The 23,961-nt window shown below is 48.7% G+C and carries 18 protein-coding genes; 13 read left to right on the plus strand and 5 right to left on the minus strand.

From position 1 onward, the window contains the following. Positions 1-241: 241 nt before the first annotated feature. Positions 242-1,015 (plus strand): antA/AntB antirepressor family protein, encoded by a 774-nt coding sequence (locus tag ACYVAD_RS09265; RefSeq protein WP_461139221.1) that lies wholly within the window; start codon positions 242-244, stop codon positions 1,013-1,015. Positions 1,016-1,855: 840 nt separating this feature from the next. Continuing rightward, a complete protein-coding gene (locus tag ACYVAD_RS09270) occupies positions 1,856-2,329 on the plus strand; it encodes a DUF6169 family protein (RefSeq protein WP_461139222.1) in 474 nt (157 codons plus the stop codon). A 128-nt stretch (positions 2,330-2,457) separates the two neighbouring features. Here the strand turns inward: ACYVAD_RS09270 and ACYVAD_RS09275 are convergent, their stop codons facing one another. The 4 genes from ACYVAD_RS09275 to ACYVAD_RS09290 all read right to left on the minus strand — a co-directional run bounded on the left by ACYVAD_RS09275 (position 2,458) and on the right by ACYVAD_RS09290 (position 9,494). After that, positions 2,458-3,489 carry a hypothetical protein gene (locus ACYVAD_RS09275; RefSeq protein ID WP_461139223.1) on the minus strand — a complete coding sequence of 344 codons (1,032 nt, stop codon included), beginning with the start codon at positions 3,487-3,489 and terminating at the stop codon, positions 2,458-2,460. 28 nt (positions 3,490-3,517) lie between these two features. Continuing rightward, complete coding sequence (locus ACYVAD_RS09280) at positions 3,518-4,207, minus strand: hypothetical protein (RefSeq protein WP_461139224.1); 690 nt, start codon at positions 4,205-4,207, stop codon at positions 3,518-3,520. 576 nt (positions 4,208-4,783) lie between these two features. Next, positions 4,784-8,647 carry a hypothetical protein gene (locus tag ACYVAD_RS09285; protein ID WP_461139225.1) on the minus strand — a complete coding sequence of 1,288 codons (3,864 nt, stop codon included), beginning with the start codon at positions 8,645-8,647 and terminating at the stop codon, positions 4,784-4,786. A 259-nt stretch (positions 8,648-8,906) separates the two neighbouring features. Next, positions 8,907-9,494, minus strand: coding sequence for a recombinase family protein (locus ACYVAD_RS09290; RefSeq protein WP_461139226.1), 588 nt, complete (start codon positions 9,492-9,494; stop codon positions 8,907-8,909). 339 nt (positions 9,495-9,833) lie between these two features. Here ACYVAD_RS09290 and ACYVAD_RS09295 point away from each other — a divergent pair, with 339 nt between their 5' ends. The 7 genes from ACYVAD_RS09295 (at position 9,834) to ACYVAD_RS09325 (ending at position 18,572) form a co-directional block, all read left to right on the plus strand. Continuing rightward, positions 9,834-10,709 carry a helix-turn-helix domain-containing protein gene (locus ACYVAD_RS09295; protein ID WP_164043895.1) on the plus strand — a complete coding sequence of 292 codons (876 nt, stop codon included), beginning with the start codon at positions 9,834-9,836 and terminating at the stop codon, positions 10,707-10,709. A 119-nt stretch (positions 10,710-10,828) separates the two neighbouring features. Beyond that, entirely contained in the window at positions 10,829-11,812 is a 984-nt protein-coding gene (locus tag ACYVAD_RS09300) for an aldo/keto reductase (RefSeq protein WP_164043896.1), read from the plus strand. Positions 11,813-12,136: 324 nt separating this feature from the next. Beyond that, positions 12,137-12,778, plus strand: coding sequence for an aldehyde dehydrogenase iron-sulfur subunit PaoA (gene paoA / locus ACYVAD_RS09305; protein WP_164043897.1), 642 nt, complete (start codon positions 12,137-12,139; stop codon positions 12,776-12,778). Between the two features lie 56 nt (positions 12,779-12,834). Beyond that, positions 12,835-13,785: an FAD binding domain-containing protein gene (locus tag ACYVAD_RS09310; protein ID WP_164043898.1), complete on the plus strand. Its 951-nt coding sequence runs from the start codon at positions 12,835-12,837 to the stop codon at positions 13,783-13,785. A 1-nt stretch (position 13,786) separates the two neighbouring features. Beyond that, on the plus strand, positions 13,787-15,997 hold the full coding sequence (gene paoC, locus ACYVAD_RS09315; RefSeq protein WP_461139227.1) for an aldehyde oxidoreductase molybdenum-binding subunit PaoC: 2,211 nt from the start codon (positions 13,787-13,789) through the stop codon (positions 15,995-15,997). A gap of 111 nt (positions 15,998-16,108) precedes the next feature. Beyond that, positions 16,109-17,776 (plus strand): carboxylesterase/lipase family protein, encoded by a 1,668-nt coding sequence (locus ACYVAD_RS09320; protein ID WP_461139228.1) that lies wholly within the window; start codon positions 16,109-16,111, stop codon positions 17,774-17,776. Between the two features lie 61 nt (positions 17,777-17,837). Then, a complete protein-coding gene (locus tag ACYVAD_RS09325; RefSeq protein ID WP_164043950.1) occupies positions 17,838-18,572 on the plus strand; it encodes an SDR family oxidoreductase in 735 nt (244 codons plus the stop codon). A gap of 203 nt (positions 18,573-18,775) precedes the next feature. Here the strand turns inward: ACYVAD_RS09325 and ACYVAD_RS09330 are convergent, their stop codons facing one another. After that, positions 18,776-19,723: a helix-turn-helix domain-containing protein gene (locus tag ACYVAD_RS09330; protein WP_164043901.1), complete on the minus strand. Its 948-nt coding sequence runs from the start codon at positions 19,721-19,723 to the stop codon at positions 18,776-18,778. A 469-nt stretch (positions 19,724-20,192) separates the two neighbouring features. Between ACYVAD_RS09330 and ACYVAD_RS09335 the strand changes: the two genes are divergently transcribed. The 4 genes from ACYVAD_RS09335 (at position 20,193) to ACYVAD_RS09350 (ending at position 23,944) form a co-directional block, all read left to right on the plus strand. After that, the gene (locus tag ACYVAD_RS09335) at positions 20,193-21,326 is read left to right on the plus strand and encodes an XdhC family protein (protein WP_461139229.1); all 1,134 of its coding nucleotides are present in this window, start codon (positions 20,193-20,195) and stop codon (positions 21,324-21,326) included. Positions 21,327-21,355: 29 nt separating this feature from the next. Continuing rightward, positions 21,356-22,588, plus strand: coding sequence for a PQQ-dependent sugar dehydrogenase (locus ACYVAD_RS09340; protein WP_164043903.1), 1,233 nt, complete (start codon positions 21,356-21,358; stop codon positions 22,586-22,588). 61 nt (positions 22,589-22,649) lie between these two features. Further along, positions 22,650-23,003, plus strand: a complete 354-nt coding sequence (locus tag ACYVAD_RS09345) for a hypothetical protein (protein WP_164043904.1) — start codon at positions 22,650-22,652, stop codon at positions 23,001-23,003. Between the two features lie 494 nt (positions 23,004-23,497). Further along, entirely contained in the window at positions 23,498-23,944 is a 447-nt protein-coding gene (locus ACYVAD_RS09350) for a cyclophilin-like fold protein (protein ID WP_461139230.1), read from the plus strand. Positions 23,945-23,961 lie beyond the last annotated feature (17 nt).

A 23,961-nucleotide genomic window follows, 5' to 3' on the forward strand; every position in this document is an offset into this window, starting at 1 on the left:
ATTTAAAAGCACCTACCTGGCTCTGTCCTTTGTAGTACTGTATCCTCAATGTATAGTACTAAAGTAGAACCTTTATATGTTCTCTGAAAATCAGTCACTTAATCGTATAATATGGTACTATTACATGCTATATGTAATAGCACGCGTAACAACATTTCTTTTAGTTCTTTGTAAATAAACAGTATACAAGTTTAACTTTATTATATTTGATTCATCCCAGAATTTACATCTAATGATAAGTTTGCGTTACTCACAAAAAGGTACACCTTATGTATGGGCTAGTGAATTATACGAAAGTCTCAAGCCTGATCAGCCCTTTTTGCAATGGTTTAAAACTATGGTTGGTTATGGGTTTAAGGAAAATACAGAGTACTGGGAATTTTCAAAGCCTGTAGAACTAAAAAGCGGAGAAATAAGAAAGGAAAGAGATTGGTCTGTTAAGTTAGACATGGCAAAAAACATTGCTATAATACAGAACAATGAAATAGGAAGACAGATAAGAAGCTATTTGCTATCTCTTGAGCAGCAAAAGGAAGATGGAAAACTTCTTACTGGACAGCAGATTGATGCCTTGATGGAACTGGCAGAAATAATGGGATTGTTTACAGTCCAAAAATTTTTAGAGAAAGAACATTACGCTCAATATTTATTAAGTTCTAAACCAGATCACTGGTGGGATTATAGAGCTAAGCTAATTGGTATTACTAAAGACGATATTAAAGCTATTATTACTTCTTATGGTTTGAAATACGAAAGTATGCGCCAGTCAATGTTCCATATTGATCGCTTCGAGTTAGTAAAATGGGCATGTATTGATTTATTTAAGGCGATGGGGAAATCTGATGAATATGCTACAAATATGGGTAACAGAGCTAAATCATTTGCCAAAAAATTTAAGTTCGAAGTAATTGATGATAGGTATGCCCCTTTAAAATTCACAAGTAGTCGACAACAGTTGATCATAGATCAAATAAAAAGTTATAAGAGTAAGCAGGGTCTGTTGAGCTCATTCTAGAGTAATATGCTAATATAATATTAATAAAATAGTTCCGTTTATCATTTAAGGTCATTTTAAGGTCATTTCGATCACTGGATCGCTCAACGATTGAGGATCAGACAATCATTTCTTCTACTTTCTCTCCCCTTTCCAAATTCACCCGATGTTTGTCCATCCAGAGAACTATGGTGTCGAAAGTGTATTCTTGTCGCTAAGGCTTTATCTTTCTAGCCATGAGAACCTGTGATCGTTCAAACATTCATCTCGAAAAATCCGGTTAAACGACCTTACTTGCGGTCTAGTCAATAAATGGGTTGCAATTGGGTTTTCTGGTTAGAAGAAGTGTATAACTACACCGTTATCACATACACAATTTGTTGCTCGCTTTTGATGGGGCCGCTGCTGTAGACAAATTCGCTCCCAATATCCACTTGTATACGATATATTAGAACAGGGACATTTTAAGATCATCGCAAGTAAGCTCAGCATCGTTCGCATACTTACGAGCAGGAAGTTTCGACGATACAGATAGAGCCCATCATTGTTGTTTTAAAGCAATGCTGATGTGGCTGCGATCTTCGACCAGTGAACATTTCTGGCTATATTGTATTGTTGGTCAGCCCAGCGATACGTAGGCATATCAACTAAAGTCATCAAATTTGCGTTTCTTTACCAGGTTATGATTATACTGACGCGTCATTAGCCTGGACCCGAAGTGCCTGTAGACAACTTAGACAAAAGAAATTGCTATGGCAACGAAAATAAAACATCTCGCGGATTTAGCTCAAAAGTTAGCCCAGGAAAAAAAGCAATTGGAGGAACATTACAAAAGTGGCGATGAGTCAAGAAAGCCCGCTAATGTCAAATTCGTCAAGCCTTTCTCCTTACCCGCTAAGTGAGACGGAAACGGGTTTTGCCTTTAAAACCGACTTAGGCGCAACTTACCGCTTAGATTTTGTCTCCGATTCCGATTATCTGCCTGACACTCCGTTTGCCGATTCAGTCTTTTCCTTCTCTCTACTTCCGGTGTCTGGTTCCTTCGATCGGAAAGATCCTCGGATAGAGCCCACTGTCAGTCAAACCTTACGTTTATTCTTTGAGCACAAGCCCAAAGCAGTGCTGCTTTACGTGTGCAGTACGGAAAATGATCATGAACGGGCCAGGAGCCGCTTGTTCGGACAGTGGTTCTCCCGGCATCAGCAGGGCTACGTAAAGTTTGATTTCAATTACCCCGAACATCGCCTGTATATGTCGGCAATTACCCGAGAAGATCTGCCAGAAAGATGGTTGGTTGAGCTGACTATTCTGCAGGCCGTTGAGCAGGAGAAGTAGTTTTTCCAACAAAGCCAATGGAGTCAAACAGTTTGCCGGCTTTATCAGTAAGTTAGCAGTTGGCTTAGCCTCCCGACCTGTTGGCTGGCTCTGACACAATGAGTTAAAGTAGTAAGCTCGGAGCTAACCTAAGCGCGTAACAACCGTCGACAAATTAGCGTTACCACATCGGCATCTCTTTTCATCATCAATAATGGGCTCTTACCCGTTAGCTTACCCACCCAGATTCCCTGCTTATAAGCGGTAAGATTCGAAATAGCGCTCAGTTTAATGGAAGACGTCTTGGTCACGCCAACAAAAATGAGCCGCTTATTCGTCACAAAGAGACTACCTTCATCAATTCGCTTCAACAGATCGAATCTCTCTTTACGAGTGGTTGAATTCCCTGATTGTACGTCAATTTCTTCGAACACTTTATCATAAACAAAGTGATCGGTGTAGCTGCTACGCCGGTCTGTTGCCCGTTCTTCATACCATTGCACGGTTTCAACCTGGTAATGGCAATGCTCCGACTTTTGTAAAGGAACAGCTATGTCAACCAGTGGTAACTCTATGTTCTCCAGTGCCCAGTAGAGTTTGAAACGATCTAATGTCTGCTTGGTGGCACGATCTGGTTTTATCCCCAGATTCTTGCTGATCATGCGTAGGTGCATTTCTTCTTCTGGAGTAATGCGAGCGTCAGCGCCGTATTGATCGATAAAGCGAGCCAGGTAATTTTCCCGCACTTCTTGGGAGATCGTTTCGGCTAGCTCAGGTGGTAACGAAATGGTTTGTTGCAACTCCGTCAGGAATAGCCGTTCCTTGGCTGAGAGTTGTCCATCCTGCAGAGCTTCTTCAAAACTGCGCCGATAAACGACTTCGCCGATTCGAGCATGAATCATCTCGACGCTTGCGGAGGGAATCTGCAACAGGGTACGTAAATGATTAAGCTCATCTAACTCGTCTTCTGATAGGTGCTGGTCAGTCAACGCGTAATTGAGCTGAACGGCATAAAACTCCTCCAGATTCAGTTTAAACTGTTTGAGCAGCGACAGACCATACTTCTGCTCAATAGCTTGAATGGTCGTGTTTGTAATGGATCGAATTGGGCTTTCAGCCAACAGGTTGTTTAGTTCAATAACTGCATTCTCTTCAGGATATTGGTTTAGTAGCCGTTGCATGAAGCTTTGCGGTGCTAGTGGTCGATGCTCAAAGGCCGTTAAAATCATATTTACGGTAGGTTTGGTAGATAGGTTTATTCCAGTCGCAAACGCCCCCGTGGTGGGAACAAGCCCCACGCCCTTTGGCATTCGATGGACTGTCAGATCCGTCGCAACACACTGTTTGATAGTACAGAATCCGTCGAAGCTCAGGATTTAGTTGGTTGTACAACTTCGTGGCTGGGACGTATCCATCATTAGAAGCTTTGTACAAATCGGTTAGGGCGTCGGATTTCTGTCCTAATCGTTGATAACACAAAGCGCGCTTGTAACGAAGCTCAGTATTATCCGAGGTAGCAGCTACGAGTTGGTCGTACGCTTGCAGCGCTAACCGGTACTGTTTGGTCAGAAAATAGCTAGTGGCTAAACCAACGCGAGCCTCATGCTTTTCAGTAGCGTTATCTGCGGTGGCTAACTGCAATGACTGCTTATAAAGCCCGATTGCCTTCGGGTGTATCCCTTTTCGGAGAGAAGCATCAGCTCTGGACAGGTACTTATGTAAGCTATCTAGGCGAAGCGTCCGTTGGCGGCTGGCGGCCTGCTCCCGAAGCGTTTGCTGGCGGATTCTAGTCTGCTCCGCTTTTTGTTTAGCAGCGGCTACTAGCCGTTCCGTTTCCTTTTCCGCTGCCAGCTGATTGCTATACTGATAGCCAGTTAATGATGAACATAGCGCTAACACACCGAGCACACTCGCCCTTAGAGAAGGGGTGAATTTAAATCGTAAGGTATTTTCAACGCGTCGCCTTCCCCAGGGTGACCAAAAGAAGGCAAACAGAAGAAGAGACAATCTAAAGCCGGCATGATGCGGCCAAACGAGTAGAGAAACAATAGCGGTTATAATAGCCAGTGTCCGCCAAAAGTTGTCTGCTCCTGAAGCAATTGTTTTCTTATTGGAATTGTCTGATTCTCGAAAATAGTCCGGTAAGACGCGATGCTGCTCAGGAATAAGGTTGGGTATATATTGCTTCATCTGTTATGGTGTAAACGCACTAAAAATAACAGATACTGTGGTATTTTAAGATTACCAATTTTAAGTAACCTTATAATTAGACGAAACATGTTGCAGCTAATAGTATTCCGTTATAATACACAACTGCTCGACTTCTTGAGGTTATACAATTTCACGATATCTCAACCGCTTTTAGAAAGCGAACGGAGCTATGACGAAGTGAACGTGCTACCATTGCATATTTGCGTATGACCAGCTGCAACTGTACTGATCAGTAGATCAACTTTGAAAAGTTAAAACCGGTAGTCATTCGCGTCTATTTTCGCTTAGTTGGAAAGGAAAACCTTTATCCAAAGGAAAGCCTTCATCCGACCAATCTTTTTCCTGCTGAATTCGGATTCGGCAAAACTCAGCCTGCCGTCTTGCCCATGCAGTAACGATTGGCAAAGAATGCTGATAGAGTTGTTCGAATAACGCCAAGTGCATCTCAAAAAGCGGTGCTGCAGAACCATTCACACCAAAAGTGTTCATACGGGCGACGATTCCAGCCCGCATAAGGTCATCAGTTCCAAATGTATCTAGCATTCGACGTGTAAAGGGATGCCAAACAACTTCATCAGGTTTCATAATTGGAAGCATATTGGCAAAGCGTAGTTGTACTTTCTGCTCTTGTCGGCTATACCAGTCAAGTAACGTATCTGGATCACCAACCTCGAACAACAAACCTTCGATTTCTGCGTGACTTTCTGATTTTGAACCCAAAAGATCGGCTAAGACGAAAATAAAATCGTCGTGTTCGAAAACGTCTCCTAATATGGGCCATACTGCTGAAAAAAATTTGGCAAGTAGTGCTCTAAGCGGCCGGTAGGCGTTTGAACTGGCGTAACCCGGGTAATAATCCGGCTGATTCGTTATAAATCGGATCAGCTGATTCATGCAAGACACCGCTACTTCGGGATCTTCGGTTTCTTCAGCAATGCGGACTAGATTATTCGTCCATCGGCTTTGCGTAAAGTCATCACCTTGCGTTTGAGTTAATTCTTCGTTTAGTGACCATTGAGTGATCAAAGGTTTGAAATATTCACTTCGCTCGTTTGATATAGACTCGTCGTCGGAGCGCTCGTAAACGTAATTCCAAGTCAGTGCCAAGGCAACCCAAAGCCCGTCCGGTCCCATGTCTGCAATCCGCTGCATCCATGTCTGTATTAACTCACGTTGGGATTCGGTTAGCACTTTGCTGTATTGTAAATGACGAAGTGCTGCAATAGGCTGCTTCTTTTGTTCTATAAGGGTGAGTAATGACTCGAGGTGTTCCGGCTTAGTCGTGCTGGCTGGTATCAGGTTGAACGCTAAATAATTGAGGGCATCGTCCGCCACTAATCGCTTCAGAAAATCGTCCGTAATCGTTTCGCCTGCGCTCACTAGGAAGCCCACAATTGGAGCTAGGGTTAAAGTTTTCTCCCCGGTTGACAACTGTTTGAAGTAAGTAATCCATAAGTCAACAAACCATTGCTGGTCCTGTTGACTTAATTGAGCTGCTAACTGGCGGGCAAATGGCGTTGCGTGGAACGGATTGGCCATGAGCAGATGTCGAGCCGTCTGCTCCCATATATCGCGACGTTGAATAAATTCCGGTACTAATGCCTCCGCTCGCGCTTGTAAAGTCGCTTCACCCATATCTTGGTAATCAGTTGGGTCCGCATATGAATAAACGTAGTATTCCAATCTGCCCTCTAAGTTGGTTGGTTCTGTTTTAGCCAACATCTGCTCCAACATTCCCCGGTCATTCGTTCGTAAGGAACCATTACGTAACGCGGATTTAAGAGCCGGCCGGATATTTTTAGCCTCCACGTTGCCAATATCTATTATACGATCAATAATGGGTAGCACAAGACCTGCAGCCCCAGAATTGGTTAGACCTCGAAGAGCACCAACTAAAATACTAGCTGCTTCTTCAGCGTAAGCATGCGCTGACAGGGCATATGGGCTTATTAATTCGACTATCTCGCGCCAGTAGCCTTTTATATCGACATTGGTGGGTCGGAATTCCTTCCAAGGATTAAGCTGTTCATCCGAATCCACGGAACGCGTAAAGCCCTGATGGGCTAAAGCAGCCCGAGCCGCTTTTATGATTAATGCGTCGTAAGCTTCATTCTGTTGACTCCTTGCCTGCTTTAGTACAGAAATTCGCTCTGGAAAGCTGACTTCGGTTCCGGATAGATGGATGGCGAATAGCTGTAAGAATAGACCCGTCGCGTTATTAGTAATAGCTTCATTTTCGGCAACAGCCAACCGCATTAGGAGCTGCGTTGATGTGAAAAAGGTGGCCTCATAGCGACAAAGTTTTTGTAGTGTCCACACTAAATCGCGTCGGCCGTCACGCGCTTCTTCTAACAATTCTATTGGCGCGATTAACAACAGCCGTGCTAAGCAATCGGTTACAACGCTTGGGTTGATGTCAGCCATGAAGTGTAGCAATGACGCTCCATCAGCGGAAAGTGCACGTTCTGGTGTTATAAAATAACCAGCCACTCCGCACAGCCTGCTGACGGTTTCCTGAACCGTCGAACTGCTGCGTAGGTGTTTGATTTGCCTCAAGAAGTTAGTTCGAAGTGCTGGCTGTTCATCCAGCCCGTTGAGCAGGTCAACTGCATCGGTGGTGTCTCTCGACTCCCACCACTCCTCCGCTAAACGCAAGGCTAAATGCTGAGGTTGTATTTGAATATTACGACCAATCGTGTGAATAATGCCCCGTTGTCGGTGTAGTTCAACGATCTGTTTGAACTTTTGCCACCGTTGCTGCTGCGTACCGGTTAAGGATGTTAATAGATCATTACCTGCAATCCACTTAGCTTCTATCTCTTCACCCCGCTCGTAGCCAACTTCCGTAAATAAGGATAAGGTCTGCAAAACGGCGCGATGTTCGGATTGCCGTTCTGCTGAACCAAGCACCTGATCGGCCCAGTTGTCAGGCGTTAGTTCGGCTAAAGCATAAGGATTGAGTTCATCTTGCTGGGTTAATAAAACCGCTAGTGCTGGAAATGCCCCCATAAAATTGACTGCCCGGCTCAGAGTGAATGCATCAGCTCTTGGAAACTTTTGCCGAAGAATCGCTTCACAAACGGATTTTACAATGGGCTCCGTCAAATCAACAACTTGCGTTAAACGATCCGCTGGTAACTGGGTCTCGGTGGTCGGAGCAATAGAAATTAAAGACGATTGACAACCTGATCGGCTAATAAGTGCACTGAGTTGAGAATGCAACCGCACTGATGCATTATCAATTACAAAAACGAATCGTTCACCCGTGGCCGTTAAGTTGTGAAGAAGATCTGCCAGATGGGTTGTATCTTCACCTTGAGCATCATAATACAGCACCGCTTGCGTAAGGGGTAGGGTGGTTTCGTCGGCCGAGGCCAGCCGCAACGCCTCAAAGACCGTACGAGTCTTGCCCGTCCCTGGTAAACCTACCACCCGTATAACTGAACCCGCTGATAAAGACGTTTTCACTATATCGAATAACGTCTCATACGCTTTATGTGTAACGAAGTGGCTGCTTAGCTGTATGTATGTAGACCATTCTGAAAATGTCTTCAGTGGCACAAATCGTTTCTTGCGCAACGTCTCATGCTGACGAATAATAACCAGAATAGCACTCTCCAGTACAGACGCTAATTGCTTAGTTGTTTGTTTTAAATCAATATCTGATTCAGCTTCGTACGTGATCGGATAGCGGTCTTGTTCAATGTCAAATGGAAATGGAAGTTTAGTGCCAATCTTACCATAGGCGACATTCATAACTTTTATGATTCGTTCGTCGCCGATTAAAGCCTTTGCTTGGCCTAATTCAATAACTACGTTGTTATTAATGCCACCTTTCCTACGTGCTTTAATTCTATCTGTTATGTAGGTACGATATCTGTTTACAAAAGTGACATCAGCTAAAAAGATATGACATTCACGTATTTTCTGTTCAATCAATCCAACGACGTTAGGTGAACCGGGTTGATTAGAGTCATCTGCTCGGTCCAAAGCCAAATCAATAGATACATCAGTCTGATATTTACTTTTTATGGTTTTGATTGCGTCCTTTACCGCTTGGCTAATCAAGTATTTGTTATAAGTAGGGTCAGTATCGAGTTGCCAAGAAAAGAAGATCTTATATACCATGTGTTACATCAGTAATTTAGATGAAAATTGGATCACCTTCAGTTAAGTTTCGTCTTATTTGGGACATCCTGTGGGTTAGAAATCTAACTCCAGCAGGTAGTCACCTACTGCTGAGTAATGTATCAATTTATTCAAACGATTGTTTGGCTAATGTTCCAGTAGCATCAAGATCAAAACTCGAGCGAGAAGGCGGACCGCGATTTTGCCGGAAGTGAAGAAAGGTTTGCGGAATTGAAAGTAGCAGGCTATCCTCCAGGACTTAGTCAGGAGGTAAACCAATAGGAACACCCCGATGCCGGAGATATTTGTATAAAGTGGTTTTCGATATATGCAGTTCATGGGCAATCTGCTCGACCGAGAAATTCTGATCTTTGTAAAGACTCTCTGCCAGCCGGGCTTTTTGCTCGGCCTGTTTAGTCAAGCCCTTGGGACGGCCCAGTAACCGACCCCGCCTACGAGCTGAGGCTACGCCGGCCATCGTTCGCTCGCGGATTACATCCCGCTCGAACTCGGCCAAGCTGGCAAAAATGCGAAAGACAAGTCGCCCCTGTGGCGTCGTGGTGTCAATAGGGTCATTTAGACTAAGCAGTCCCACACCTTGCTCTTCCAAATCGCTAACCAGTTTGATGAGATGAGCTAGTGATCGGCCTAGTCGGTCAAGTTTCCAAATAACGACCGTATCCCCTGTCCTGAGTTGGTCAAGCATTCGCACCAACTCGGGTCGTTCAGCCTTGCTGCCGCTGGCTTTCTCCTGGTAGATCCGTTCGCAACCGGCCGCTTTTAGCGCATCGATTTGTAAATCGAGGATTTGCTCATGGGTAGAGACACGGGCGTAACCGAACTTCATGGTCTTTTGGATATGAAATGGTCAACGAATGAAATTCCATCTTCCTGTTTCTAGAGATAGTAACTAACGATTGTCCACTAAACTAGTTACGCCGGTTACAATTGGTCAGAAAAAGCTAAAAACTATGCTATTAGATTAACAAGAAAAGTGAACGGATTTTCTAATCATCAAGAGGCCATTTTTCGCTTAATGCCCCTTCCCCATTCCGTGTTCAGAAAAAGGTCCGAATAAAATCAGGACAAGACATTACCCCTACCCCTTATGCTGGTTGACCAACCCTTAAGCATTTAAGGGGGTTCTAGATCCTAGGAAAATGCTTGATTTCATTAATTTTAGGCCATGAATCAGCAAGTAGTGAACCCGATCAACGAGGCCAATACCGTGAACTTAAAGCTTCGAGGTTTTAATGTGTATCAATTTGACGCGACGGAAAGTGGAGCCCCGACCTATAATCGTCGCGATTTTTATAAGATCGTCCTGTCCACTTCCCACATGCTCATTCATTATGCCGACCAAAGTATGGAAGTGAAAGGAACCTTTTTATTCTTTTCTAACCCCCATGTACCTTACTCGGTTGAACTGCTCTCGCCAACTCATACGGGCTATTCCTGTCTATTCAACGAAACATTTCTCCAGGTTGCCGGACGGCTGGAAAGCATTCAGCAATCCCCCCTATTCAAAATTGGCGCGCGGCCTGTCTTTGTCCTGAACCAGGGACAGCAGGCCTTTCTTGAGTCCTTATTTGAAAAAATGCTTCAGGAGCAGGATGGCGATTATCCATTTAAGGATGAACTGGTTCGAAATTATATTCAACTTGTTGTGCATGAAGCCCTAAAAATCCAGCCTTCCGATAAGGTTATTAAAAACAAAAGCGCAGCTTCCCGCATTGCCGCCTTATTTTTAGACCTGTTGGAACGGCAGTTTCCTATTGAAGCCCCTCAACGACCTCTCACCTTACGTACGGCTCAGGATTATGCTAACCGGCTGTCGATCCATGTTAACCACTTGAACCGGGCCGTTAAAACCACTACGGGCAAATCAACCACTACGCATATTGCCGAACGAATTGTGGGTGAGGCCAAAGCACTTTTACAACATACCAATTGGAGTATTGCCGAAATCGCTTACGGACTGGGCTTTGACTACCCCACTCACTTCAATAATTACTTTAAACGCGTAGCCGATCAGGTACCTAATGCCTACCGAAAACAATAGGTTGAAATCATTACTTTTTGGTTTGATATCTGTTAACCCCTGCCTGTCTGACGGAGTTACTTTTGCAACGTCTTTCGGTTCCGCTCCGTCAGTGAGCCGCTAAAACGAAACGTAACGTGATGAAGTACGTAAAGCTTGGAAACACCGGATTAGACGTTTCTCAGGTATGCCTGGGCTGCATGGGATTTGGTCGGGCGGAAAATTGGGTACACAATTCATGGGGACTGGATGAAACGGCAAGCCGCCCGATCATCCAGAAAGCGCTGGAACTGGGGATTAACTTCTTCGATACGGCCAATGTGTACGCCTTTGGCAACAGTGAAGAGATTCTGGGCCGTGCTTTGAAGGAGTGTGCCAACCGCGATGAAGTGGTCATTGCGACCAAAGTATGGGGCCAAATGCACCCAGGACCCAATGGAAAGGGGCTTTCCCGTAAGGCCATCCTAAGCGAGATGGACAAAAGCCTTAAACGGCTCCAAACCGATTATGTCGATCTTTACATCATTCACCGGTGGGATTACACAACGCCCATTGAAGAAACAATGGAGGTTCTACACGACCTGGTGAGAGCCGGTAAGACCCGCTACATCGGTGCCTCGTCCATGTATGCCTGGCAGTTCCAGAAGGCAAACACTGTGGCTCAACAACAGGGTTGGACACGTTTTGTCTCTATGCAGAATCATTTGAACCTGCTTTACCGGGAAGATGAACGGGAGATGATTCCTTACTGTCAGTCGGAACAGATCGCCCTGACTCCGTATAGCCCGCTTGCTGCTGGCCGATTAACCAGGGACACGACCGCAACGACTGAGCGAAGCGAGAAGGACTCGATTGCCAAAACCAAATATGATGCAACCGCCGAAGCGGATCGGGTGATCATTGACCGGGTAGCTTCACTCGCCGAAAAACGGGGGGTAGCACGGGTTGAGATTGCCCTGGGCTGGCTGTTCCAACGCCAACCCGTAACCATTCCCATCATTGGCGCGACGAAGTTTTCCCATCTCGAAGATGCCCTACGTGCTTTAGCCATTGAACTGAGCGCTAAAGAAACAGCCTTTCTGGAAGAACCTTACATTCCCCATAAGATTGTCGGCCATCAATAAATAAATCCAGACAAGCGGAGCTTCTGCCTTCTCTGGTTTGAGAACAGGACAGAAGCAGTCAAGCCCAACTGGCTCCGGTGGCTATTTCTCTTTTTTCAATGGGCAATCTAGGAGCACGATTCAGCATGTGCTTTCCTCGTTCAGATGGTGTCTTTTAAAACTAAAGTCAGTGTAGAAATCTATGGTTTTCATAAAACAAGCACTGGTTTTAGTATAAGTTTCAATCTATAAAGTGTCGAACTTTGTGTTTGGTACCCCTCTCCAGGAGGGTGTTAGCTCGCTGAAACGAACAGCTACCAATTAACCCTGTGAAACGGCAATACTATGGAAGAGTCAAATGAGTTGACAATTAGTCGGCGTGAAATGATTGCGGGAACGACCGCTGCGATTGCCGCTATTACCCTGGTGAACGTGACAGGTACACAGGCGGCTCCGCAGCATACCGTTCCTCTATCGCTGGCAAAGGTGTCGTTTACGGTGAACGGGCAACCCCACGACCTGGAACTGGATACCCGAACTACCCTGCTCGATACCCTCCGGGAACACCTGCATTTTACGGGCACCAAAAAAGGCTGTGATCACGGGCAGTGTGGCGCGTGCACGGTACTGGTCAATAACCAGCGTATCAATGCCTGCCTATCGCTGGCCCTGCAGCATCAGGGTGATTCCATAACGACCATTGAGGGACTGGGAACACCGGACAAGCTCCATCCCATGCAGGCGGCCTTTATCAAGCACGATGGCTACCAGTGTGGCTATTGCACACCAGGGCAGATCTGCTCGGCGGTAGGCGTACTGAATGAGATCAAGGCCGGTATACCCAGCCACGTGAGCGCCAGTCTGTTGGATACACCACAGGTTACCAATATGGAACTACGCGAACGGATGAGTGGCAACATCTGCCGATGCGGGGCTTATTCCAATATTGCCGAAGCGATGAGCGAAGTGGCCCAGAAATCGGCTTAGTACAACGTGTCTCCGCCATCTTCAACCCGTCCCGGGATTAACCTCATTAGTGTCCTATGAAAACTTTCACCTACGAACGTGTACACACGCCCGCCGAAGCGGCTGCTGCCGCGGCCCGAACGCCGGGGGCTAAATTTTTGGCCGGGGGTACCAACCTGCTTGATTTGATGAAGCTGGAAATCGAAGCGCCACAGCACATCATCGACATTGGCAAAATTGGGCTTAATACCATCGAATCAACTCCGGTTGGAGGCCTGCGCATCGGGGCGCTGGTGAGCAATACCGATCTGGCGGCTCATCCCATCGTACGTCGGGATTATGGGTTGCTGGCCAGAGCCGTGCTGGCGGGTGCGTCAGGGCAGTTGCGTAACAAAGCCTCCACCGCCGGTAACCTGCTTCAACGTACCCGTTGCCCCTATTTTTATGACACCAACCAGCTTTGCAACAAGCGCGTTCCCGGTAGTGGCTGCGCGGCCATTGCTGGCTTTAGTCGGCAACTGGGCATTATTGGCACCAGTAACTCGTGCATTGCTACCTATCCGGGCGACATGGCTGTTGCTATGCGCGCCCTCGACGCGACGGTAGAAACGGTAAAGGCCAACGGTGCCAAACGCACCCTTTCGCTGGACCAGCTTTACCGCTTGCCGGGTCAGACTCCGCACCAGGAAACGACGCTGGAGAAAAACGAACTAATTACTAGTGTCGTCCTGCCGCCACCGGTGGGTGGAGTGCATATTTACCACAAAGTACGCGACCGTAGCTCCTACGCTTTTGCCCTGGTCTCGGTGGGGGCTATTCTCCAGAAAGATGGCACGGGCCGGGTGGCCGTGGGGGGGATAGCACCCCGACCCTGGCGGATAGAGTCGGCCGAATCCCTGCTGCCATCAGGAGCGAAGGCATTTACCGCCCAACTGTTGAAAGGGGCCCGGCCCACGAAGGAGAATGAATATAAGGTAGCCCTGGTCCAACGAACCCTGGCAGCCGTTTTAAACGAAGCCAACCACTGACATGAAATTTGAAACGCCTGCCGGAATCAACCCGATCGACCAGCTCAAGGTCATTGGGAAACCAACCGACCGCATTGAAGGCCCGCTAAAAACAACGGGAACGGCCAAATACGCCTATGAGCATAACGAAGCCGTGACGAATCCCGCTTATGGGTACGTCGTGGGCGCGGCCATTGCCAAAGGACGCATCAAGGCCATCGACCAAACAAAGGCTAAAGCTGCGCCCGGTGTGCTGGCGATCGTGACAGCCGCCAGTGCTGGACCCCTCAAGCCGGGTCAATTCTACGTAGACCGGCTACTAGCCGGACCCAATATCGACCATTATCACCAAGCTGTCGCTGTGGTGGTGGCCGAGACCTTCGAGCAGGCCCGCGCGGCAGCCTCCCTGCTGAAAATAAGCTATACCAAAACCAAAGGAGCCTACGATCTAACAGCAGCCAAAGATTCGGCACCCCTTATCAAACAGGGTCCGTATAGTCCACCCCCGACAACAAACGTGGGGAATTTTGAGGGGGCCTTTGCGTCGGCTCCGGTTAAGCTGGATGAAACCTACACCACCCCCGACCAGACCCACGCCATGATGGAGCCGCACGCGACCATTGCTAAATGGGACGGGGATAAACTGACGTGCTGGGCATCCATTCAACAGATCAACTGGGGCGTTCGGGACATCGCCACGGTGCTGGGCATCCCGAAAGAAAATATCCGGCTCATATCGGCCTTTATCGGTGGCGGCTTCGGCGGGAAGGGTACCGTCCTGTCCGACATCATCGCGGCTTCCCTGGCGGCCCGGGCCGCCGGTCGACCGGTAAAAGTAACCCTGCCCCGGCCACTGATTGCCAATAACACGACCCACCGCCCGGCCACGATCCAACGCGTCCGGATCGGGGCTACCCCCGACGGAACCATCACCGCGATTGGGCACGAAAGCTGGTCGGGTAATTTGCCCGGCGGAATATCCGAAACGGCCACCGCATCGACCCAACTGCTGTACGCGGGTGCCAATCGGTTCATGCAGTTACGGCAGGCGGTGCTCGATCTGCCTGAAGGAAGCGCCATGCGCGCGCCGGGGGAAGCGACGGGCATGATGGCGCTTGAGATTGCGATGGATGAGATGGCCGAGAAACTGAACATGGACCCGGTGATCTTCCGCATCAAAAACGACACGCAGGAAGACCCCGAAAAACCCGGTCGAAAATTTTCGTCCCGTAAACTGGTCGAGTGCCTGAAAACCGGGGCTGAGCAGTTTGGCTGGAACAAGCGGCAGGCCAAACCCGGCACCGTCCGGGAAGGGCAATGGCTGATCGGGATGGGCGTCGCGTCGGCCATCCGGGGGGCACCAATCCTAAAGTCGGCGGCTCGCGTACGGCTAAGTCGGGAAGGCATCGTTACGGTCGAAACCGACATGACCGATATTGGAACGGGCAGTTATACCATAATCGGGCAAACGGCGGCCGAGATGATGGGCATTACCATGGATAAGGTGGTGGTTAAACTGGGCGATTCGACATTTCCCGAATCGCCCGGTTCGGGTGGGCAGTTGGGCGCGGCTTCGTCCACGTCGGGCGTCTATGCTGCCTGCGTCAAACTGCGCGAATCGGTAGCTAAATCGCTAGGCCTTAGCATCGAGAAAGCCGAGTTCGTGGACGGAAAGGTACGCGAAGGTAACCGCAGCTATGCGTTGGGCGACGCAGCCAAAGCCACCGATCTGGTTGTTACGGATGAAATGACTTACGGAAACCTTTCTGAGGAGTACGCGCAGGATACCTTCGGGGCTCATTTTGTGGAAGTAGGTGTGAACCGCTATACCGGGGAGATTCGCGTCCGGCGCATGCTGGCCGTTTGTAACGCCGGGCGTATCCTGAACCCCAAAGCCGCCCGCAGTCAGGTGATTGGGGCCATGACCATGGGCGTTGGCTCGGCCCTGATGGAAGAACTGGTGGTGGATAAGCAGGTTGGTTTTTTTGTCAACCACGATCTGGCGGGTTATGAAGTGCCCGTGCACGCCGACATTCCACATCAGGAGGTCATTCTGCTCGACGATGTTGACCCCACCATGTCGCCAATGAAAGCCAAAGGTATTGGTGAGTTGGGATTGGTTGGTGTGGCACCAGCGGTTGCCAATGCCGTTTATAACGCCACGGGTATTCGGGTTCGTGAGTACCCCATCACCCTCGACAAGCTGATCGATAAACTCAGCGTCAATGGGTAATATCGAAACGACAGTCGGTATTCTCATCCCTACTGGAGAGACTAGAAGCAGAGAAATTTAAGAGAGCCAATTTTTTACAAGCAAAACCTAAACGCCTAAACCACCAACTCCATGAACCCCTTAGACCGACGCGAATTTTTGACCCGATTATCCCTGGCTACGGCCGCCATTGCCGCACCCGGATATGGGTTCTCAAACGTTGGCCGAGCCGACGAATTCGTAGAAGTAGCCACCACCCACGGCCGACTGAGAGGGGCTCGAGCTGAAGGCGTAACGATCTTTAAGGGAATACCCTACGAGGGGCGGGTTTCCGGCAACCGGCGCTTTCAAGGGCCCGCTCCCCTTGCCCCCTGGACCGGTGTGCGGGATGCATTGCAGGTTGGTGTACCGGCCATTCAGCCTCCCCGGCGCAACGAACCGGCTCCCGCCGAGGACTGCCTGTTCCTCAATGTGTGGACACCGGCCAGCGACAATCGCAAACGCCCGGTGATGTTCTACAGCCACGGGGGTGGATTTGTGGCTGGTTCCGGTGCATCAGGTGGGCAGGATGGGTCAAATCTAGCCCGCAACTTCGACGTCGTCGTCGTGGAAACAAACCACCGATTAGGACTATTGGGCTTTCTTTATCTGGACGAACTGGCTGGTGCAGACTATGCCGGCTCGGGCAACATGGGGATGCTCGATATTACATTGGGCTTGAGATGGGTACACGACAACATTGCCCAGTTTGGGGGCGATCCTGACAATGTGATGATCTGGGGCGAATCGGGCGGGGGAGCGAAAACCTCCTGTTTGTACGCCATGCCCGACGCGGCTCCCTACTTCAACAAAGCCTCGATTGAAAGCGGACCGGGGGTTCGCATGCTCCCCAAAGACGTAGCCGCCGAAACAACGGCCGTGCTGCTCAAGGAACTTAGTATTGCCCCAAAAGACTGGCGCAAATTGCTCGATGTGCCAGCGGCTACGTTGCTGGCGATGCAGAACAAGCTCCCGTCCGTACCGCCGTTTCAGGAGAAGAATCGGACGCAGAGCCTGATGCGCCGGAACTACGGCGGGTTTGGACCAGTGGTGGATGGCACAGTGCTACCCCATCATCCGTTCGACCCAACCGCACCGGCCATTTCGCGCGATAAGCCGCTACTGGTGGGCTGGAACGAAGACGAATACACGTTTTTTGCTTGGCAAAGTAAAGACACTGCGTTTGCTAAACTGGATTTTGAGGGCGTCCAGAAAAAACTGGAATCCCAATACGGAACTGATGCCGGGAAAATTGTCGATACGTACCGGAAAGCAAACCCCAACGCATCGGCCCCCGCTATTTTTGTCGCCATATCGTCGATCGGTATGATGGGACTGGGGTCAATAGACATTGCGGAGAAAAAGGTGAAACAAGGTGGGGCACCGGTCTATTTGTATAATTTCGGCTACAAGTCCGAAAAGAAAATTCCGGACACGGACTATGCGCTGGGTACGCCCCACGCGATGGACATTTCGTTTAAATTCAACAACGAGGTGCCCCCCCGCGACGGTTCGGCCCCCAAGGAAAGCTATTTTGGAGGCAATCGGCCGGAACGGTTTACGGCTTCCCGCCACTTCGCCGAACTCTGGACCACCTTCGCCCGGACGGGTAAACCAGCCGCCAAAGATGTTCCTGCGTGGCCAGCTTATAACCTAACTACCCGCCCCACCATGCGTATTGATTCGACCTGTGAAGTAATTGATAATCGCTTCAGCCAGGAACTGGCTATGTGGCGCTCAATCGGTAAAGTTGGAAGCTAACTTCTTTTCGTACTACCCATAGCCCCCTAAAATTATTCAAAATCGACTTTTGGAAATTAACATGAACGGGAAAGTGATCGTCATTACAGGCGCCAGCAGTGGTATGGGCGCAGCGGCAGCCAGGCACTTATCAGCCCTTGGGGCAACGGTTGTCCTGGGCGCCCGTAGAGCGGACAGAATTGAAACGCTGGCGAAGGAGATTCAGGATCAGGGCGGAAAAGCACTGGCCATCGCTACGGATGTCACGCAACGGGATCAGGTAAAGAAATTAGTCGATTCAGCGGTTGGACAATTTGGCCGGGTAGACGTCATCCTGAATAATGCCGGTGTCATGCCGTTATCGCCCATGGACCGCCTAAATGTGGCCGAGTGGGACACGATGATCGATGTGAACCTTAAAGGGGTGCTTAACGGTATTGCCGCTGTTCTCCCCCACATGAAAGAACAGAAATCAGGTCAGATTATCAACACCGCTTCGGTGGCGGGTCATAAAGTGTTCACTGGCTCGGCGGTGTACTCGGCCACCAAATTCGCGGTGCGTGCCCTGACAGAAGGCCTACGGATGGAGGTGAAGCCGTATAATATCCGGACTACCATCGTGTGTCCGGGCGCGGTTAAAACCGAATTACTGGACCATATCACCGAGGCAGACATCCAGCAAGCCAACAAAGAGTATGTAGGGGCGGTAGGGATTAGCCCGGACAGTTTCGCCCGTGTAATAGCGTTTGCCATCAGCCAGCCGGAGGATGTCGATATCAATGAAATTATCTTCCGTCCAACATCCCAGGAACTTTAAGCTAATCCGTGCTGACAGCAGTCTCATTGACCTCTACAACTCATCGGGTAGGATCAACTAAACGGCAAATAAGAAGGGAGATACACCTTCTCCCCTCATACAGGTAACGTATTATACCCACAACTAACCCGTTGTAATGTCCTTCAAATGGACCATTGCAACGGGTTAGTTGTGGGTATAATCAAATTCTACAGATCGCCGATTCAGTCCTCGTACGCTGGCGATATGGGTGAACGCCGAAACTCATTGGGCGTTATCCCCACGTACTTTTTAAAGAACTGGCTGAAGTTAGGCTGATCTGCAAAGCCAATAATCTGGCTGATCTGCTGCAAACTCCAATCGGTCTGAATTAGCAGCGCTTTACTTTCTTCGATCAAGCGATTTTTGATGAGCGTGCTGATGGGCTGACCGATATGCTTTTTCACTAACCCGTTCAGGTAACTGGGGTTCAAGTTCAGTTTCTGGGCATACTCCTGAGCCGTCCGTATCCGAATGGGCTTGTCCAGGTTGGCCAGATTGGTTTCCTTCTCCAGCAATTCGAAGAAATTATATACATGCCGGTACTCATGAGAAATCGGACCGGTTGACGTGTAGGTTGTTCCTTTCAGGCTTTCAATCAGAACCAGTTGCGCGTAAGCCTGCATGGCTTCTTCGGCTAACTCCCCGCCCGAGGCCGCTTCAATCTTCATCTGGGTGAGTAATTGGTGAATCATCTGAGTGGATTCTTCGGAAAGGCGCAGAATCTTTTTTTCGGTAAAAAACCGGTATCGGTCGATGACCAGCTTTAGGGAAGGGTGCTGATCCAGGTACCGTTTTTTAAACATGCAAAAGATCCCCCCTCCTACCGTTTCGGGGGCATTGCGCCAGCACACAATTTCATTGGGGTGCAGGAATAAAATGGTTCGTTCATCAATGAGGTAGTTGTCCTTCCCTACGGTTTGGCAACCCGTACCGCTGGTCATGAGCATGATCTTGTAGAAATCCCGTCGGTTCGGTGAGAGGTAGTTATCACAGCCACTTTTTTCCCGATCCACGACTTTAATGTTCCAGTCTTCGTAGTACAGTCGGCTCACCGGCGTGGTGCCAGGGGGAAGCTCGGATGGACTATCATAAACCATCGTGATGGGCTGGGTTTCACGTTGCATTTTCATAATTGCAATTTATGATTATCAAATTAGTATAAACTATTTTGTGCAGAAAGGTAGCTGGAAATCGGGCACTTTAATCTGATTATCAACTGTCAACGGCTTAACCTCAAATTTATTGCAAACGTATTACTCAATTTATCTTTTTGCAAGAGATGCGTTTTTCATAAATAATGATTCGATTTTACTATAAAGTGTCTGCTCAAGTTCAGGTTATTTTGCCAAGGTCTATAGTCCGTGTTTACTTGTATTTGTTAACACGCTTTACTGCTTAAAGTCGATATACCGGCGGTAAATGAATCACGAATCAGTTGGCTTTTTTAAGTTGAGGTCTTGATAATTTAATTAGGCGAGCTAAACCGTTTATACTATACGTCATTTCTCTCGGCCAGAAACGATAACGATCATCAGGAAATGCTGATCCTTGAGCCTGGAGTTAGCATTTAACGTAAGCTAATCAACAACACGATTGACCATGAAAGAGATTAAAGCCATACTTGATATCTATGACCAGATCGACTTGTCCCAGCGAAAGCTGGCACTGGCCACCGTTGTCTACGTAGAAGGATCAGCGTATCGTCGACCCGGAGCCAGGATGCTTATCAGCGACGATGGCCGTTGGGAAGGAGCTATTAGTGGGGGTTGTCTGGAAGGTGATGCTCTCCGCAAAGCGCGGCAAGTTATCCTGGATGGTCAATCCATGGTAGTTCGCTACGACACAATGGATGATGATGCGAACAGCTTAGGGATCGGGCTGGGTTGCAATGGCATCATCGATGTGTTTATCGAGCCCATTGATCCCACGGATGAGACCAACCCCATTGCCCTGTTACGAGACTTCGTCCAGCTGCGGGATCAGCGTGTTATCGCTACGGTTTACCGAAGTGACCCCGCGACAAGGCTATCGGCAGGATCCCGGTTTGTCTGTACGGATAATTCGGTTGACGCCGTTCCGGGCTGGCTTCTGAACGATATGGAAGCCGTTATGGACCTGGGCAAACCCTTGACGACGACCTACCTGCTGGAGGGTGGCTTGGTGGATATGTTCATCGAGCGGATTGATACCGGCATCGAACTAGTCATTTTTGGAGCTGGCTACGATACAATTCCGCTCACGCGTCTTGCCACCGAAATCGGATGGCAGGTGACCATTACCGAAGACTGCATCGCGCACCTGTCGCCTAAACGATTTCCCGAGGCCACCTGTGTGCTGTATGCAGACGCGCAGGCGGTGACCCAGAAAATTTCGATTACGGACCGGACTGCCGCCGTTTTAATGTCCCATAATTACAAGTATGACCAGGCTGTTTTGACAAACCTGCTAGCTACTATCGTACCCTACGTAGGCGTTTTAGGCCCCCGCAAACGATATGAAAAAATGCAAAATGAGTGGCGTAATACGGGCCACCATTTTTCACAACAGGAACTAGATCGGGTTCATTCTCCGATAGGCTTAGACCTGGGGGCCGAAACCCCGGATGAAATCGCGCTGTCTATTCTATCTGAAATTAAAGCTTTTTTCAGCCAGCGGACAGGCGGTTTCCTGAAAGAGAAAATAGGGCCTATCCATGAACGGCAATTAACTCCAGCGTCGGAGACTTTAGTTTAATTGTTCTATCCATTAACGCTGAACATAAAATGAAAAATCACGGCCTAATATTGATTGCCAGTATCTGCTTTGGGCTTACGTCTTGCTCGCCCGACGTGGCCGATAACGCAAATCCTCCAACGGGCTCCACCGGCTCAGCAGCGGTTGAAACCAACCCGGCGAACTCAACCTATCGCCCAGCCTTTTCGGGCCAAACCAGAATCGCAGGAGTCAGTACCACGACTCCTTTCACGAGTAGCGTAGTAACCGAATCACTGCGAAGTCCCTGGGGAATTACCAACCTGCCCGATGGGCGACTGCTTATCACCGAGAAGGCCGGTAGCATGCGCTTGGCTACCCCGGCTGGTCAGCTTAGTGGACCCATCACGGGAATTCCAGCGGTTAATCCCGCGGGTCAGGGGGGACTATTGGGCGTCCGGGTTGACCCCGCTTTTAGTACCAACCGAATGATCTACTGGGTATTTTCCGAAGCGCGGCCTGATGGGAACGTAACGGCAGTGGCCAAGGGCACCTTATCACCCGATGAAACAAGAATTGAGGGAGCAACGGTCATTTACCGCGCCTTACCCGCATACTCTGGAATAGCGCATTATGGGGGTCGGCTGGTGATTGATCCAGCAGGGAACTTGCTGGTGAGTACGGGAGAGCGTTCAGACCTGGTTACCCGGCCGCAAGCGCAGTCGATTAACTCAGGTCTGGGCAAAATCATTCGCATCAATAAAGACGGCACGGCTTCCAGCGGTAATCCCTTGGCGACTACGGCCGGGGCCTTACCCGAAGTTTATTCACTTGGCCTTCGTAACCCACAAGGACTGGCTTTTCACCCGGTAACGGGCGAGCTATGGGAAAGTGAGCACGGTCCAAGAGGAGGTGATGAGATCAACCGAATTCAACCTGGCGCAAATTATGGCTGGCCGATCATCACGTATGGGATTGAATACAGTGGAACCCGGGTGGGTGAGGGTATTCAGCAACGGGAAGGGCTGGAACAACCGGTTTATTACTGGGACCCAGTCATCTCCCCTAGCGGAATGACGTTTTATACCAGCAATCGAATTCCGGAGTGGCAAAACAATCTGTTCATTGGGTCACTGAGCGGGATGCACCTGGTCCGCCTGGTGATCGCAAACAACCGGGTGGTTGGTGAAGAACGATTGCTGGCGGGTGAGGGGCAGCGTTTTAGGGACGTCACCCAGGGGATAGATGGGGCTTTGTATGCTATTACAGACGGAGGAAGATTGTACCGGATCGATCGGCGATAAGGGTCACTGATTGTAATCTGATCACCAACATTTACAGACACATCAAACCTAACAAAAACGCATGAATGGCCATTTCTTAACTAAAATTAGACCCTACGCCTGGTATCCTGCGAGCACAAACCCGCCCCAGTTAAGTTTGGAAGAAGAGATGAGTTACCAACTCATTCTAAATATTGCGCTCGTTGGTGTGGTCGCTGGTTTCTATGATCATAAACGAAACCAGTTTTGCAAAAACTGCGAACGCTATTTCGGCTCGCATTGCGAACGGTTTGACCAGTACAATGACATTGACAGCATCAATAAAAGCCTGGCATGGACGTACGAACCGGTCAATAAAGTTTTGGCCTGGATGCTCATACCTCTCCCCGTCTTATCTAGCCTATATCAAGCTCACCCAGAAGCCGGGTTGAACTAAGCGACTGGTTGATTCATAAACCGTATAGTCTATAACGATGAGCCTACTAGGCAGACTTCACACCAAGCAATCATAAACAAACGAATAATATCCTTTATTAATCGTGCGAATGGCTTGGTACTACAGTCAGTTCACCAGCATGCTGGTGTAATCGTATTTTCATAATTGAACGGGTAATTTTTAGCCTACAACAAATGCCTTTCTACTCAATTGCTATTCCTGATGCACGTTTAAGTCCTTAGTAAATAAGCTTTAACAGCCAGAACAAACCTTTATTGGAAACTAATCCGCCCACCTATCTATCCTGCCTAGAGATGCGGTATTCATAAAAAAGGCTGTGGTTTTGCTATAAACCAGCCCATGTCTTTCGGGTAATTTTGTGTACTGAAAAGTAATCCTTTCAACTTCATAACGTTCAACGTTATCAATGAATCAGTATGAAAACAATAAACGGGTCGCGACTTACCTTACTTCTATTTTTTCTTATCGGAATCATGGCGTGCAAAATGGATGACAATGGGGCTCCTTCGGCTGCTGTGCCTGAAAACAGCGGCAACACGGAACCGGATACGGCTAGTACTAAGCCGCTCGGCAATAAGCTTAGAATCCGAGTCGGGGCCACTACGTTCACCGCAACCCTGCTGGACAATCCGACTGTCACGGCCTTTAAAACCAGGCTACCCATGACTGTCTCGATGAGTGAGTTAAACGGGAACGAAAAACTTTACAATTTCCCCGCAGGCTTGCCTACCAATTCAGCCAATTCCCGAACGATTAATGCCGGTGATCTGATGTTGTATGGGTCCACTACATTGGTACTCTTTTATAAGTCATTCCCGACAAGCTATAGTTACACCAAACTGGGACAGGTCGATAACCCAGCCGGACTTGAAGCTGCCTTGGGATCGGGTAGTGTAACGGTAAGTTACGACCTACAATAGCCTAAACGTTTCCGGCT

It is taken from the genome of Spirosoma pomorum (assembly GCF_054776615.1).

Bases quoted from the DNA above. Each gene is read 5' to 3' on its own strand.
- ACYVAD_RS09285 (WP_461139225.1), bottom strand. From the start codon at position 8,647: ATGGTATATAAGATCTTCTTTTCTTGGCAACTCGATACTGACCCTACT.
- ACYVAD_RS09340 (WP_164043903.1), top strand. From the start codon at position 21,356: ATGAAAAATCACGGCCTAATATTGATTGCCAGTATCTGCTTTGGGCTT.
- ACYVAD_RS09325 (WP_164043950.1), top strand. From the start codon at position 17,838: ATGAACGGGAAAGTGATCGTCATTACAGGCGCCAGCAGTGGTATGGGC.
- ACYVAD_RS09290 (WP_461139226.1), bottom strand. From the start codon at position 9,494: ATGAAGTTCGGTTACGCCCGTGTCTCTACCCATGAGCAAATCCTCGAT.
- ACYVAD_RS09270 (WP_461139222.1), top strand. From the start codon at position 1,856: ATGTCAAATTCGTCAAGCCTTTCTCCTTACCCGCTAAGTGAGACGGAA.
- paoA (WP_164043897.1), top strand. From the start codon at position 12,137: ATGGAAGAGTCAAATGAGTTGACAATTAGTCGGCGTGAAATGATTGCG.
- ACYVAD_RS09300 (WP_164043896.1), top strand. From the start codon at position 10,829: ATGAAGTACGTAAAGCTTGGAAACACCGGATTAGACGTTTCTCAGGTA.
- ACYVAD_RS09310 (WP_164043898.1), top strand. From the start codon at position 12,835: ATGAAAACTTTCACCTACGAACGTGTACACACGCCCGCCGAAGCGGCT.
- ACYVAD_RS09320 (WP_461139228.1), top strand. From the start codon at position 16,109: ATGAACCCCTTAGACCGACGCGAATTTTTGACCCGATTATCCCTGGCT.
- paoC (WP_461139227.1), top strand. From the start codon at position 13,787: ATGAAATTTGAAACGCCTGCCGGAATCAACCCGATCGACCAGCTCAAG.
- ACYVAD_RS09275 (WP_461139223.1), bottom strand. From the start codon at position 3,489: ATGCAACGGCTACTAAACCAATATCCTGAAGAGAATGCAGTTATTGAA.
- ACYVAD_RS09330 (WP_164043901.1), bottom strand. From the start codon at position 19,723: ATGAAAATGCAACGTGAAACCCAGCCCATCACGATGGTTTATGATAGT.
- ACYVAD_RS09345 (WP_164043904.1), top strand. From the start codon at position 22,650: ATGAATGGCCATTTCTTAACTAAAATTAGACCCTACGCCTGGTATCCT.
- ACYVAD_RS09295 (WP_164043895.1), top strand. From the start codon at position 9,834: ATGAATCAGCAAGTAGTGAACCCGATCAACGAGGCCAATACCGTGAAC.
- ACYVAD_RS09335 (WP_461139229.1), top strand. From the start codon at position 20,193: ATGAAAGAGATTAAAGCCATACTTGATATCTATGACCAGATCGACTTG.
- ACYVAD_RS09350 (WP_461139230.1), top strand. From the start codon at position 23,498: ATGGCGTGCAAAATGGATGACAATGGGGCTCCTTCGGCTGCTGTGCCT.